This is a genomic window from Streptomyces sp. NPDC001927, from assembly GCF_053594455.1.
This window is the reverse complement of record NZ_JBSFEN010000016.1, coordinates 70865-84339: the sequence shown is the minus strand read 5'-3', so window position 1 is coordinate 84339 and position 13475 is coordinate 70865. Positions and strand designations below refer to the sequence as shown.

Below are 13475 nucleotides of genomic sequence, written 5' to 3'. Positions count from 1 at the left end.
GTGTGTGTCCTCCCCGGTGAAGCTGCGGTGTGCCCGCTGATGGTCCTGCTGGGTTTCTGCTGGTGAGGCACGTCCGGCGCCGCACGGAGTGTGCGGCGCCGGACGTTTCAGTGCTGCGCGACTCAGACGTTGACGCCGAAGTCGGCGGCGATGCCGCGCAGGCCCGAGGCGTAGCCCTGGCCGACCGCGCGGAACTTCCACTCGTCGCCGTTGCGGTACAGCTCGCCGAAGACCATGGCGGTCTCGGTCGAGGCGTCCTCCGAGAGGTCGTAACGGGCGATCTCGGCGCCGCCGGCCTGGTTCACGACGCGGATGAACGCGTTGCGGACCTGGCCGAAGGACTGCTGGCGGTTCTCGGCGTCGTAGATCGAGACCGGGAAGACGATCTTGGCGACATCGGCGGGCACGGTGGCCAGGCTGACCTTGACCTGCTCGTCGTCGCCCTCGCCCTCGCCGGTGAGGTTGTCACCGGTGTGCTCGACCGAGCCGTCGGCGCTCTTCAGGTTGTTGAAGAACACGAAGTCCTGGTCGTTGCGGACCTTGCCCTCCGGGCTGACCAGGATGGCGCTGGCGTCGAGGTCGAAGTCCGTACCGGTGGTGGTGCGGACGTCCCAGCCCAGACCGACGGTGACGGCGGTCAGGCCAGGGGCCTCCTTGGTCAGCGAGACGTTGCCGCCCTTGCTGAGGCTGACTCCCACGAGTCCCTCCATGTGGTTTCCAGGGGCAGCGCCCCCGTCGTGCGTTGGCATTCGGATCAACGAGTGGATCCTAGTGACGGGTTCCCGGCCTGGACAGACGATTCGCCCGGATCTCAGAGAGTGTCGAGCGCCTTGACGTAGTCGTCGATGTCGCGGGCGTCCGGAAGGTCGTTGACGACGCTCCAGCGGACGACGCCTTCCTTGTCGATGATGAAGGTGCCGCGCACCGCGCAGCCCTTGTCCTCGTCGAAGACGCCGTAGGCGCGGGAGGCCGCGCCGTGCTGCCAGAAGTCGGAGAGCAGCGGGTACTCCAGGGCCTCCTGCTCGGCGAAGACGCGCAGGGTGTGGATGGAGTCGGTGGAGACGGCGAGGAGCTGGGTGTCGTCGTTGACGAACTGCGGCTGGTTGTCGCGCAGCTCGCCCAGCTCACCGGCGCAGACGCCGGTGAAGGCGAACGGGTAGAAGAGCAGGACCACGTTCTTCTCGCCGCGGAAGTCGGACAGGCGCACGGTGCGGCCGTGGTTGTCCTTGAGCTCGAACTCCGGGGCCTTGGTCCCGACCTCGATGGCCATGACGGACGTTTTCCCTTCCCTGGGCCGAATCGGTGAGCCCACCCTACGGCTCCCACGCACGGAGCCCCCGCCGAGCGTATTCGGCGGGGGCTCCGGTGCAGGGTTTTGGATCAGCGCTTCGGGGCGGCCAGGCGGGTGCCCGTCCAGTCCTTCGCGACGCTGATGCTCTTGGTCTGGGAGAGACCAGCGGTCTGCGCGGCATCTTGAATGTCGCTCGGCTCGATGTAGCCGTCGCGGCCCGTCTTCGGCGTCAGCAGCCAGATGTTGCCGCCGTCGTCCAGGAAGCCGATGGTGTCCACCAGTGTGTCGGTGAGATCTCCGTCCTCGTCACGGAACCAGAGCAGGACGGCGTCGGCGACGTCGTCGTAGTCCTCGTCCACGAGGTCCGAACCGATGGTGGACTCGATGCCTTCACGGAGATCGAAGTCGACGTCTTCGTCGTAACCGATCTCCTGGACCACCTGTCCGGGCTCGAACCCCAGCCTCGTGGCCGGGTTGGTCCGCTCCTCCGCGTGGTCCGCGGTCGCGCTCACGGCTTGCCTCCTGATCATGTATCGGAAAATGCTTCAGCCGCACGCGTACGCGCGGCACTGGCCGTAGTCCACACGGGCGGGGCGGATCGCGCAAGTACCCGGCCGCCGAGACCGCCGAAACGGTGACGTTTGGGGCCGTCTCGCCGCATCCTCCAAGTCGGTTCCACTCCGCTCCGTGACATATGGCACACGCTTCGTCCCACTTTGCGAACTTCCGCGGCTTCAGTCTGCCGAACGTCCTGACGAAACGCATGCGCGGGTTGGGCGTAAGGTTGCGATTTGACCCGACCAGGCGCCCGAGAGGGGTTACCCCTCGGTAGAGATGACGTTTGACTCCGACGGGGTACACGATGGACATCCCGGCCGGCGTCCGGCCTCCGTGGGCTCCACCGACAAGTGAAGGAACAGCGTGGCTTCCGGATCCGATCGCAACCCGATCATCATTGGCGGCCTTCCCAGCCAGGTCCCGGATTTTGATCCCGAAGAGACCCAGGAATGGCTCGACTCCCTCGACGCGGCCGTCGACGAGCGGGGTCGCGAGCGAGCCCGCTATCTGATGCTCCGGCTCATCGAGCGCGCCCGTGAGAAGCGCGTCGCCGTGCCGGAGATGCGCAGCACGGACTACGTCAACACCATCGCGACCAAGGACGAGCCGTTCTTCCCGGGCAACGAGGAGATCGAGCGCAAGGTCCTCAACGCGACCCGCTGGAACGCGGCGGTCATGGTCTCGCGCGCCCAGCGCCCGGGCATCGGGGTCGGCGGCCACATCGCCACCTTCGCCTCCTCCGCCTCGCTGTACGACGTCGGCTTCAACCACTTCTTCCGGGGCAAGGACGAGGGCGACGGCGGCGACCAGATCTTCTTCCAGGGTCACGCCTCGCCCGGCATCTACGCCCGCGCCTATCTGCTCGACCGGCTCGGCGAGACCCAGCTCGACGCGTTCCGCCAGGAGAAGTCGAAGTTCCCGAACGGTCTCTCCTCGTACCCGCACCCGCGGCTCATGCCGGACTTCTGGGAGTTCCCGACCGTCTCGATGGGCCTCGGCCCGCTCGGCGCGATCTACCAGGCCCGGATGAACCGCTACATGGAGGCGCGCGGCATCGCCGACACCTCCAAGTCGCACGTCTGGGCGTTCCTCGGCGACGGCGAGATGGACGAGCCGGAGTCGCTCGGCCAGCTGTCCATCGCGGCCCGTGAGGGCCTGGACAACCTGACCTTCGTCGTCAACTGCAACCTCCAGCGCCTCGACGGCCCGGTGCGCGGCAACGGCAAGATCATCCAGGAGCTGGAGTCGCAGTTCCGCGGCGCCGGCTGGAACGTGATCAAGCTCATCTGGGACCGCTCCTGGGACCCGCTGCTCGCCCAGGACCGCGACGGCATCCTGGTCAACAAGCTGAACACCACGCCCGACGGCCAGTTCCAGACGTACGCCACGGAGACCGGCGCGTACATCCGCGACCACTTCTTCGGCGACGACCAGCGACTGCGCTCGATGGTCGAGTCCATGACGGACCACCAGATCCTGCACCTGGGCCGCGGCGGTCACGACCACAAGAAGATCTTCGCGGCCTTCGCGGCGGCCAAGGCCCACAAGGGCCAGCCGACCGTCGTCCTGGCGCAGACCGTCAAGGGCTGGACGCTCGGCCCGAACTTCGAGGGCCGCAACGCGACCCACCAGATGAAGAAGCTGACGGTCGACGACCTCAAGCGCTTCCGCGACCGGCTGCACATCCCGATCACGGACGCGCAGCTGGAGAACGGCGCGCCGCCGTACTACCACCCGGGCCGGAACTCCGAGGAGATCCAGTACATGCACGACCGCCGCAAGGCGCTCGGCGGGTACGTGCCGACCCGTGTCGTGCGGGCGAAGCCGCTGGTCCTCCCCGAGGAGAAGACCTACGCCCCGGTGAAGAAGGGCTCCGGCCAGCAGTCGATCGCCACCACGATGGCCTTCGTCCGGCTGCTCAAGGACCTCATGCGGGACAAGGAGATCGGCAAGCGGTTCGTACTGATCGCCCCCGACGAGTACCGCACGTTCGGCATGGACTCGTTCTTCCCGAGCGCCAAGATCTACAACCCGCTGGGCCAGCAGTACGAGGCCGTGGACCGCGAACTGCTCCTCGCGTACAAGGAGTCCCCGACCGGACAGATGCTGCACGACGGCATCTCCGAGGCCGGCTGCACGGCCTCGCTGATCGCGGCCGGTTCGGCGTACGCCACGCACGGCGAGCCGCTGATCCCGGTCTATGTCTTCTACTCGATGTTCGGTTTCCAGCGGACCGGCGACCAGTTCTGGCAGATGGCCGACCAGCTCGCGCGCGGCTTCGTGCTCGGCGCGACCGCCGGCCGTACGACGCTGACCGGTGAGGGCCTCCAGCACGCGGACGGCCACTCGCACCTGCTGGCCTCGACCAACCCGGGCTGCGTCGCCTACGACCCGGCGTTCGGTTTCGAGATCGCGCACATCGTCCAGGACGGCCTGAAGAGGATGTACGGCCCCGACGCCGAGGACGTCTTCTACTACCTGACGGTCTACAACGAGCCGATCCAGCACCCGGCCGAGCCCGAGAACGTGGACGCCGACGGCATCCTCAAGGGCATCTACCGCTACAAGGCGGGCGAGGCCGGCGCGATCCCCGCGCAGATCATGGCCTCCGGTGTCGCCGTGCCGTGGGCGGTGGAGGCGCAGCGGATCCTCGCCGAGGAGTGGAACGTCCGCGCCGACGTCTGGTCGGCCACGTCCTGGAACGAGCTGCGCCGCGAGGCCGTGGAGGTCGACCGGCACAACCTGCTCCACCCGGAGGAGGAGCAGCAGGTCCCGTACGTGACGCGCAAGCTGTCCTCCGCGCAGGGCCCGTTCGTCGCCGTCTCCGACTGGATGCGCTCGGTCCCGGACCAGATCTCCCGCTGGGTGCCCGGCACGTACACCTCGCTCGGCGCGGACGGCTTCGGCTTCGCGGACACCCGGGGAGCGGCCCGCCGCTTCTTCCACATCGACGCCCAGTCGATCGTGCTCGCGGTCCTCACCGAACTCGCCCGCGAGGGCAAGGTCGACCGGTCGGCCCTCAAGCAGGCCATCGACCGCTACCAGCTGCTCGACGTCGCGGCCGCCGACCCGGGCGCGGCGGGCGGCGACGCGTAGCGGCGTACTCGTGGGGTGTGGGTGCGGGGGACAGTGCGCCCCCGCACCCCCCATACGATTCCCGGCATGAAGGAAAGCTGGGAGAAGCGCACCCAGACGCCACTGCTGATCATGGCAGTGGCGTTCGGCATCGCGTACGCCGTACCGATCGTGGCGCCGGACGCGAACCCCTGGATCCACGAACTCTGCCTCGCGGTGGAGTGGGTGGTGTGGGGCACGTTCGCCCTCGACTACGCCGTACGACTGGCGCTCGCTCCGAGCAAGCGGCACTTCGTCCGCCACCACCCGCTGGACCTGCTGGCCGTGGTGCTGCCTCTGGTGCAGCCGCTGCGGCTGCTGCGCTTGGTCTCGACGCTCCTCCTCGTGGGCCGGCGGGCCCGGATGGCCCCGCAGATAACGCTCACCACCTACGTGGCGGGCGCGGTGGTCGGGCTGATGATGTTCGGCTCGCTGGCCGTGCTCCATGTGGAGCGGTCCGCCCCGGACGGCAACATCAAGACCCTCGGCGACGCCGTCTGGTGGTCGTTCACCACGATGACGACCGTCGGGTACGGAGATCACGCCCCCACCACGGGACTCGGCCGCGTCCTCGCGGTGGGGCTGATGCTCTCCGGGATCGCCCTCCTCGGTGTGGTGACCGCCAACATCGCGGCCTGGTTCATCTCCCGCTTCGAGCGGGACGACGCCGTCGAGCGCCGGCAGACCGAACTCCTGGAGGCGCTGACCATGGAGGTCCGGGAGCTGCGCGCCGAGGTGTCCCGGCTCTCCGCCCCGGCTCCCGCGGCGAGCGCCATGCCGAGCGCCGTGCCGCCGCAGGGGGAGATCCCCGCAGCGCCTAGCGCTCCCAGATCTTGAAGGCTCTGACCTGGTACGGCGTCTGGGGCACCCATGTCCCGCGCCCCGGGTAGGTCTCGAACTCGCCCGTCTCCGCGCACTCCGCGGACTGGTATGTGGTGACCGGCCGCCCCGTCCGGTTGGCGAGGGCCCGGGCGCTCGCGCCCGCCGGCAGGGCGACACAGCTCTCGATGTCGGTGTCGGCCAACTCGTGCGTCCATGCCTGCCCCCGGAAGTCCTCCTTGGGCCAGAGGCAGAGCTGCCCGGGCCCGCAGGCGCCGAGCTTGGGCGCGGGAGCCGCGGCGGCAGCCGCAGGTAGGGCGGTGCCCGCCGTCAGCAGGATGGCGGCCAGAGCGGCCCGGAGCGCGTAGGCCGGTCGTGCGTGCTTCTTTTCCATGTCGGTGAACCCCCCGTTTCGTCACTCTCCGTAATCAGAACTCTGACGGACGTCACCGCCTGTTGGGAAGAGGCCAAGGCTTGATTCACCCGGACAGGTGAAAGCCCCGCCGGACGGACGCCCGGCGGGGCTTTCACCTGCGTACAGGGGCTATCGCCTGCGTACAGAAAACGCCAGGTCAGATGTGGGCCGCGCCCGCACCCGCCTCCGCGTTCTCGCCGCGCTTGGTCAGCGTGGCGACCAGGGCCGCGACGACGGCGACGACACCGGCGACGGTGAACGCGAGGCCCATGCCGTCCAGGAAGGTGCCGTGGATGACGCCGCCGATCCGGTCGAGCATGTCCGGGGTCATGTTGGGCGCCTTCGCCAGCTCCTGCGGGACCATGCCGAACTCGGCGGCCTCCTCGAGACCCGGCGCGGGAGCGCCCGGGATCCCGGCGGCCGTCCAGTTGTCCGCGAACGCGCTGGAGACCTTGGAGGACATGACCGCGCCGAGCACCGCCGTACCGAGCGCGCCGCCGACCTGCATCGCGGCCTGCTGCAGACCGCCGGCCACACCGGAGAGCTCCAGCGGGGCGTTGCCGACGATGACCTCGGTCGCACCGACCATGACCGGGGCGAGGCCCAGGCCGAGCAGCGCGAACCAGAGCGACATCGTGAACGTACCGGTCTCCGCGGAGAGCGACATCATGCCGAACATCGCCGCGGCGGTGGCGACCATGCCGCCCACCAGCGGGATGCGCGGGCCGAACCGGGTGATCAGCGCACCGGCCAGCGGCGAGGAGACGATCATCATCGCCGTCAGCGGCAGCAGGTGCAGACCGCTGTCGATCGGGCTCAGGCCCTTGACGCCCTGGAGGTAGAACGTCACGAAGAACAGGCCGCCCATGAAGGCGAAGGCCATGAGCACCATCAGCACCACACCCGCGCTGAGCGGGACGGAGCGGAACATGGCCAGCGGGATGAGCGGCTCCTTGACCTTCGTCTGCCAGAGGGCGAAGACGAAGAAGAGCAGGACCGAGGCGCCCAGGCAGCCCCAGGTCTTGCCGCCGGTCCAGCCCCACTCGGCGCCGGCGTTGATGAGGCCCCAGACCAGGGACCCCATCGCGCCGGAGAGCAGCACGATGCCGAAGATGTCGAAGGAGCGCGGGGCGTTCTCGGCGCGGTGGTCCTTGAGGATCACCAGACCGAGCACCAGCGCGAGGACACCGACCGGCACGTTGATGAAGAAGACCGACTGCCAGCTGACGTGCTCGACGAGGAAGCCGCCGAGGATCGGGCCGCCGGCCGTCGAGGCGCCGATGACCATGCCCCAGATACCGATGGCCATGTTCAGCTTCTCGGCGGGGAAGGTGGCGCGCAGCAGGCCGAGCGCGGCCGGCATCAGCAGGGCGCCGAAGAGGCCCTGCAGCACGCGGAAGGCGATGACGAGGCCGATCGAGTCCGAGAGGCCGATCGCGCCGGACGCGGCGGCGAAGCCCGCGATGCCGATGAGGAAGGTCTGGCGGTGGCCGAAACGGTCACCGAGCTTGCCGGCGGTGATCAGGGCGACGGCGAGCGCGAGGAGGTAGCCGTTGGTGATCCACTGGAGCTGGTCGAGCGTGGCTCCGAGGTCGGCCTGGATGGCCGGGTTGGCGATCGCGACGATGGTGCCGTCGAGCGCCACCATCATCACGCCGGCGGCGACGGCGAACAGGGTCAGCCAGGGGTGGCCGCGCAGGCCTTTCGACGGAGCCGGGGCGGGGCTCCGGTCACCCCCCTGACCCTGCGGGGCCTTTTCCACGGTGGTCTGACTAGTCATGCGAAAGAGGCTAGTGTCAGCGACTGACAATTGACAAAGCAATTCATGCGACAGTAACTGTCACTTAGCTCACAGGTACGCTGAGCAGCACGAAGCGACGGAAAGCGGCCGAAAGGGGGCCAGCGGGTGACGATTGCCGGTCTGCGGGAACGGAAGAAGCAGCGCACACGGAACGCGCTGCTCCGAGTGGCCCTGGAGCTCTTCACGACCCAGGGGTACGAGCAGACCACCGTGGACGAGATCGCCGACGCGGTCGAGGTCTCCCAGCGCACGTTCTTCCGCTACTTCGCCTCCAAGGAGGAAGTCGCCTTCGCCGTCCAGCAGACGGTCGAGGAGCGCTTCGTCCAGGCCCTGGCGGAGCGGCCGCCCGAGGAGGGCCCGCTCGACGCCCTGCGCAACGCGGTGCTCTCCGCCTGGGACAGCATCGGCGAGGCGATCATGGAGGTCGTGCCCGTCGAGCTGTATCTGCGGACCTTCCAGATGATCGAGTCGACCCCGTCCCTGCTCGCCACGCACCTGCGCCGCTCCATGGAGATGGAGGAGGCCGTCGCCCGCCTCGTCGCCGCGCGCGAGGGCGTCGACGTGGACGAGGACCCGCGGCCGAGGATCGTCGTCGCCGCGTTCAGCGGCGTCATGCGGGTGACGGGCCAGCTCTGGGGCCGGGGTACGGACCTGAGCCTGGAGGGCATCCGCGCCCTGACCGAGGACTACATGGACCACCTGGGGCCGGCGCTGGCGCGGGACTGGCGGAGCTGACGTACCGGTGAGTTCGCGCCAGGGAGCGTCTCGTACGTCGTATACGAAACGCACCCGCCCGTACGTCTCGTACGCCGTACACGGACCGGCCCGTACGTCCTCCCGTACGGAGCGTTACCACATCGCGCCTCCCCGCGTGATCCCCCTCACTCGGGCGCCCGGGCCGCCATCCCCGTCTCCTAGGGTGTGGCGCAGTGACTTCCTTCGACTCCTCCCCCACCCTCTCCGTCTGGCGCCTGCTGCTCGCGCTCGCCGTCGTGTTCGTCATGCTGGCGACCACCGGCTGGACCACGATCAGCCATCAGCGCGGGCCAGGGGAGTCCCGCGAGGCCGCGCTCGCGTCCTGGGCGCACGGCAGGATCGGTCACCGGGTGCTGCCCGACCCGGCAGGCCCCGCCCGTACGATCGCCGCCTTCTTCGACGCGATCGGCCCCTCGCAGGGCGCCTTCCTCGCCGACGCGCACCCGCTCGTCGTCGGCAACCTCGACGGCGCTCCGGTCACCCTCCGCTACCGCGCCAACCGGGTGTCCCTGGAGCGGGCCCTGGACTCCGAGCGGAAGAGGGTCGACAACGCCCGACTGACCACCGACGGGCGGCGCGAGGCCGTGCGCAGGGCGCACCGGTTCGCCGCGCTCATGGAGCCCGGCCGGCAGATCCTCTCCTTCGACCCGACCGGCGGCGGCCGCATGGCCGAGGTCCTCGGCGATCTGGACCGGGCGCGGCGGGTCTCGGTGATCGTGCCGGGCGTCGACACCAACCTGCTCACCTTCCAGAAGACCGCCCGCCGGTACTCGGCCCCCGTCGGCATGGCGCAGTCGCTGTACGCGGCCGAGCGCAAGGCCGCGCCCGGGAGCCGTACGGCCGTCATCGCCTGGGCCGACTACACCACGCCCGTCGGGGTCGGCATCGACGCGATGACGGGGCGGCTCGCCTCGGCCGGCGCGGTACGGCTCGTGCGCATGGCGGACGCGCTGCCCGGTGACGCGCGCGTCAGCCTCTTCTGCCACAGCTACGGCTCCGTGCTGTGCGGGGTCTCCGCCCCGAACCTGCCCGCCCGGGTGACGGACGTCGTCGTGGCCGGGAGCCCGGGCATGCGGGTGGAGCGCGCCGCCGAACTGTCCACCCGGGCCCGGGTGTGGGCGATGCGGGACGCCGACGACTGGATCGCGGACGTGCCGCACCTCGCGGTCGGCGGGGTCGGGCACGGGGCGGATCCGGTGGAGCCGGAGTTCGGCGCGCGGCTGCTGTCGGCGGCGGACGCGGTCGGCCACACCGGCTACTTCGAGCCGGGCACGAAGAGCCTCGACAACTTCGCGGCCATAGGGGTCGGGGCGTACGAGAACCTCACGTGCGCGAGCGCCGACAGCAAGTGCCGCCGGGGGATTTCGGGCGCGGACGGGGTCTGACGCGGACTGACCGGGTCGGGTGCGGACTGACGCGGTCCGCAGCCCCGCGCGCCCGCCCGGCGCGCACGGACCCCCGGCGCAGGGGCGACGCGCGGGCGCACGCCGCCTACGATGAGGCCCATGGGTGATGTGCTGGCCGGAATTCATGCCACCTGGGAGTTCGAGAGCGACGCCGTCGTCATCCGGTTCGAACGGGGGATCCGCACACCGAAACTCTTCCAGGCGCTCGGCGAACGGCGTGTCCCGCACGAGGCGTTGGCGTCCGTGACGCTCACTCCCGGCAAGCGGGGCACGGTCGTGCTGCACGCCGAACCGCGGCGGGGCGCCGATCCGCTGATGGAGGCGGCCGCGGGGCAGTTGCACGAGGGCAGCGACCCGTACCGGCTCGTGCTGCCGGCGGAGCGCGAGACGCTGGCCGAGTACTACCGGGACGAGCTGCGGGAGCGGCTGGTCGGCGGGCCCGGGGACGAGCCCGCCGGCGGTTTTCTGGTCGCCACGCAGCAAGGGCCGCAGTCCTTCAAGGCGTACGACGGGACGGCGAGCTTCGACGGCTCGTCGGAGGTGTCGTTCCGCTGGTTCTGGACGGGCGCGTCCTCGGAGAAGTGGAAGGCCGGCGACCAGACGTTCTCGGTACGGGACCTCAGCGGGGTCGAGTGGCGCTCGCCGGACGTCTTCGACGGGTACCTGCGGCTGCTGCCGCGCTCCGGGGAGCCCCGGTCCGCCCAGGCGGACCGTGACCCGGGGGCCGTCGTCTTCGGCCTCGGCTACGGCTCGGTCCACAAGTCGCTGCCGTTCGCCGCGGCGGTCCTGGCGTCGATCCGGGGCGCGGGCCGCGCGGCCCCGTCCCCCGTGGACGCGCTCCCGGAGGCACGCGACCCGGCCGGGATCGCGGAACGCATCCGGCAACTGGGTGAGCTCCACCGGGCGGGCCTGGTGACGGACGACGAGTTCGCCACGAAGAAGGCGGAGCTGCTGGCGGAGCTGTGAGGGACGGGCCCCCGTGAGGGGCCCCTCCCGAGGGCCCGGGCGGGCCCCTGGCCGCCGGAAGACCCCCAGGTCCATGCCCCCGCCTCATACCCCGGTATCACCCCCCGGTCCGCCCCCAGGTATGACGTACGTTGCGCTCCGGGCTGCCTAATCTGGGCTGGTCATGAAGAAGACATCCCTCTCCCCCGGCCTCGTGGCGCGGATCGCGCCCGCGCGGACGGCCCTGCGGTCGCTCGGGGTCGCGCTCGCGACGCCCACCGAGCCCGGTGCGCCGCTCTTCGCCGATGTGGGCAACCGGTGGCTGCGGCTGCTCCCGTACGTCCTCGCCCTCGGCTTCGTCTGCTCGCTGCTGCCCGCCACCGTCACCGTCCTCGCCAACGACTACGGCGTGAACGGCGCCCTCGCCGGCGCGCTCGCCACCGCGCAGACCGCGCCGCTGCTGCTCGCCGTCACCCGGCCCCTCCAGGCCTGGTGGATCATCGGGGTCGCCGATGTCCTCGGCGCGATCGTGCTGCTCCAGGCGGACGGTCTCGACGGCCGGTCCTGGCCGTGGACGCCCATGGTCGTCGTCGGCTACCTCGCGCTGATGCTCGCCCTCGCGCTCCGCGAGTCCCGCAAGGCGCTGCTCGGGGTGTGGCTGGTCACCGGGGCCGCCGGGTTCGTGCTCGTGGCGCTCGCCCCGCGGCACGACGACGGCGTCCACGTCCTCCTCTTCGTCCTGAGCGGGATCGTCCTGCTCCTGACGGCGACGCTGCGCGAACGCGGGGACGCCGAGCGCCGCACGCAGGAGGAGCGGGCCCGGACCACGCTCCTGGAGGAGCGCGCCCGGATCGCGCGGGAGCTGCACGACGTCGTGGCCCACCACATGTCCGTGATCACCGTGCAGGCGGACTCCGCGCCGTACCGGATCCCGGGCCTGCCGGAGGCCGCGCGCGAGGAGTTCACCTCGATCGCCGCGAGCGCGCGGGAGTCGCTCACCGAGATGCGCCGGCTGCTCGTGGTGCTGCGCAGCGAGGGCACGGAGGGCGAACGGGCCCCGCAGCCCGGCCTCGACCGGGTGCAGCAGCTGATCGAGGCGTCGGTACGGGCCGGGGTGCCGGCCGAGCTGTCGATGGCGGCAGACCTCCAGGATCACAGTGACGTACCGCAGGCGGTGGATCTGTCGGCGTACCGGATCGTGCAGGAGGCGCTCGCGAACATCGTCCGGCACGCGCCGGGCGCGAAGACCCGGGTGTCGGTCAGGTCCGAGGACGGCGCGCTCCTCGTCGTGGTCGTCAACGGGCCCGCTCCCGGCCCCACTTCGCCGCTGGAGCGCGGGGACGGGACGGGGCACGGCCTGGTCGGCATGCGGGAACGCGTACGGTTGACCGGCGGCACGCTGGACACCGGGCCGCTGCCGGACGGCGGCTTCCGGGTCGCCGCACGGCTTCCGCTGCGTACGGAGGAAGACGGCACGTGACCATCCGGGTGATCATCGTCGACGACCAGGCCATGGTGCGGGCGGGGTTCGCCGCACTGTTGTCGGCGCAGGCCGACATCGACGTGGTGGGCGAGGCGCCGGACGGCCGGCAGGGCGTGGACGTGGCCCGGTCGACGCACCCGGACGTGGTGCTCATGGACGTACGGATGCCGGAGATGGACGGGCTCGCGGCGGCGCGCGAGATCCTGGACCCGCCGGTGGGGGTCACGCACCGCCCGAAGGTGCTGATGCTGACCACGTTCGACGTGGACGACTACGTGTACGAGGCGCTGCGCGCGGGCGCGTCGGGGTTCCTGCTGAAGGACGCTCCGCCGGCGGATCTGATCGCGGCGGTACGGGTGGTGGCGGCCGGCGAGGCGCTGCTCGCGCCCTCGGTGACGCGGCGGCTCATCGCCGACTTCGCGGCGTCGCGGCCGGCCCCGCGCGCGGATCGCGCGGCGCTGCGGCTGAACGGTCTGACGCCGCGTGAGACCGAGGTACTGGAGCTGATCGCGCGGGGCCTGTCGAACCAGGAGATCGCGGACCGGCTCGTCCTCGCGGAGCAGACGGTGAAGACCCACATCGGCCGCGTGCTCGCCAAGCTGGACCTGCGCGACCGCGCGCAGGCCGTGATCTTCGCGTACGAATCGGGCCTGGTCACCCCGGGGGACGCGGGCCGGTAGCCCGGCCTCCTCCTCCCTCACCCCGGGGGGACGCGGGCCGGTAGCCCCCAGCCCCCTCCTTCCCCCTGCGCGCTACGGGGGAAAACCCCACCCCCTCACGGGGGTTCGCTCCTCGTCCGACCCCTACCCCGGTATCAGTCGGGACTTGGCCCCCCGGTGTGACGTGCCGTCATGCGTCCTCTTCCTACCTTCCTCTCGCCAACGCCG

12 protein-coding genes are annotated in these 13475 nt (G+C 70.6%); 7 read left to right on the top strand and 5 right to left on the bottom strand.

Features of this window, described 5'->3' with window-relative positions:
* Positions 1-122: 122 nt before the first annotated feature.
* The 3 genes from ACWCO8_RS35055 to ACWCO8_RS35045 all read right to left on the bottom strand — a co-directional run bounded on the left by ACWCO8_RS35055 (position 123) and on the right by ACWCO8_RS35045 (position 1803).
* Positions 123-698 (bottom strand): TerD family protein, encoded by a 576-nt coding sequence (locus ACWCO8_RS35055; protein WP_260226644.1) that lies wholly within the window; start codon positions 696-698, stop codon positions 123-125.
* Positions 699-811: 113 nt separating this feature from the next.
* Positions 812-1270, bottom strand: coding sequence for a peroxiredoxin (locus ACWCO8_RS35050; RefSeq protein ID WP_451035588.1), 459 nt, complete (start codon positions 1268-1270; stop codon positions 812-814).
* A 110-nt stretch (positions 1271-1380) separates the two neighbouring features.
* Positions 1381-1803, bottom strand: a complete 423-nt coding sequence (locus ACWCO8_RS35045; protein ID WP_362015218.1) for a DUF3052 domain-containing protein — start codon at positions 1801-1803, stop codon at positions 1381-1383.
* 409 nt (positions 1804-2212) lie between these two features.
* Here ACWCO8_RS35045 and aceE point away from each other — a divergent pair, with 409 nt between their 5' ends.
* On the top strand, positions 2213-4945 hold the full coding sequence (aceE, locus tag ACWCO8_RS35040; protein ID WP_451035587.1) for a pyruvate dehydrogenase (acetyl-transferring), homodimeric type: 2733 nt from the start codon (positions 2213-2215) through the stop codon (positions 4943-4945).
* A gap of 66 nt (positions 4946-5011) precedes the next feature.
* Positions 5012-5800, top strand: a complete 789-nt coding sequence (locus tag ACWCO8_RS35035; protein ID WP_451035586.1) for a potassium channel family protein — start codon at positions 5012-5014, stop codon at positions 5798-5800.
* On the opposite strand, the gene ACWCO8_RS35030 is transcribed toward ACWCO8_RS35035, so the two are convergent.
* Entirely contained in the window at positions 5781-6176 is a 396-nt protein-coding gene (locus ACWCO8_RS35030) for a peptidase inhibitor family I36 protein (protein ID WP_451035585.1), read from the bottom strand. The genes ACWCO8_RS35035 and ACWCO8_RS35030 overlap by 20 nt on opposite strands.
* A 178-nt stretch (positions 6177-6354) precedes the next feature.
* Positions 6355-7977 carry an MFS transporter gene (locus tag ACWCO8_RS35025; RefSeq protein ID WP_362015207.1) on the bottom strand — a complete coding sequence of 541 codons (1623 nt, stop codon included), beginning with the start codon at positions 7975-7977 and terminating at the stop codon, positions 6355-6357.
* A 126-nt stretch (positions 7978-8103) separates the two neighbouring features.
* Between ACWCO8_RS35025 and ACWCO8_RS35020 the strand changes: the two genes are divergently transcribed.
* The 5 genes from ACWCO8_RS35020 (at position 8104) to ACWCO8_RS35000 (ending at position 13268) form a co-directional block, all read left to right on the top strand.
* Positions 8104-8733 carry a TetR family transcriptional regulator gene (locus tag ACWCO8_RS35020; RefSeq protein WP_451035584.1) on the top strand — a complete coding sequence of 210 codons (630 nt, stop codon included), beginning with the start codon at positions 8104-8106 and terminating at the stop codon, positions 8731-8733.
* A 194-nt stretch (positions 8734-8927) separates the two neighbouring features.
* Entirely contained in the window at positions 8928-10139 is a 1212-nt protein-coding gene (locus tag ACWCO8_RS35015; protein ID WP_451035583.1) for an alpha/beta hydrolase, read from the top strand.
* Between the two features lie 111 nt (positions 10140-10250).
* On the top strand, positions 10251-11126 hold the full coding sequence (locus ACWCO8_RS35010) for a DUF4429 domain-containing protein (protein WP_451035582.1): 876 nt from the start codon (positions 10251-10253) through the stop codon (positions 11124-11126).
* 163 nt (positions 11127-11289) lie between these two features.
* Positions 11290-12585 carry a sensor histidine kinase gene (locus ACWCO8_RS35005; protein WP_451035581.1) on the top strand — a complete coding sequence of 432 codons (1296 nt, stop codon included), beginning with the start codon at positions 11290-11292 and terminating at the stop codon, positions 12583-12585.
* On the top strand, positions 12582-13268 hold the full coding sequence (locus ACWCO8_RS35000) for a response regulator transcription factor (protein ID WP_362015195.1): 687 nt from the start codon (positions 12582-12584) through the stop codon (positions 13266-13268). The genes ACWCO8_RS35005 and ACWCO8_RS35000 overlap by 4 nt, the downstream gene beginning before the upstream one ends.
* The last annotated feature ends 207 nt before the right edge of the window (positions 13269-13475 follow it).

Bases quoted from the DNA above. Each gene is read 5' to 3' on its own strand.
- ACWCO8_RS35030 (WP_451035585.1), bottom strand. From the start codon at position 6,176: ATGGAAAAGAAGCACGCACGACCGGCCTACGCGCTCCGGGCCGCTCTG.
- ACWCO8_RS35025 (WP_362015207.1), bottom strand. From the start codon at position 7,977: ATGACTAGTCAGACCACCGTGGAAAAGGCCCCGCAGGGTCAGGGGGGT.
- ACWCO8_RS35005 (WP_451035581.1), top strand. From the start codon at position 11,290: ATGAAGAAGACATCCCTCTCCCCCGGCCTCGTGGCGCGGATCGCGCCC.
- ACWCO8_RS35010 (WP_451035582.1), top strand. From the start codon at position 10,251: ATGAGGCCCATGGGTGATGTGCTGGCCGGAATTCATGCCACCTGGGAG.
- ACWCO8_RS35050 (WP_451035588.1), bottom strand. From the start codon at position 1,270: ATGGCCATCGAGGTCGGGACCAAGGCCCCGGAGTTCGAGCTCAAGGAC.
- ACWCO8_RS35035 (WP_451035586.1), top strand. From the start codon at position 5,012: ATGAAGGAAAGCTGGGAGAAGCGCACCCAGACGCCACTGCTGATCATG.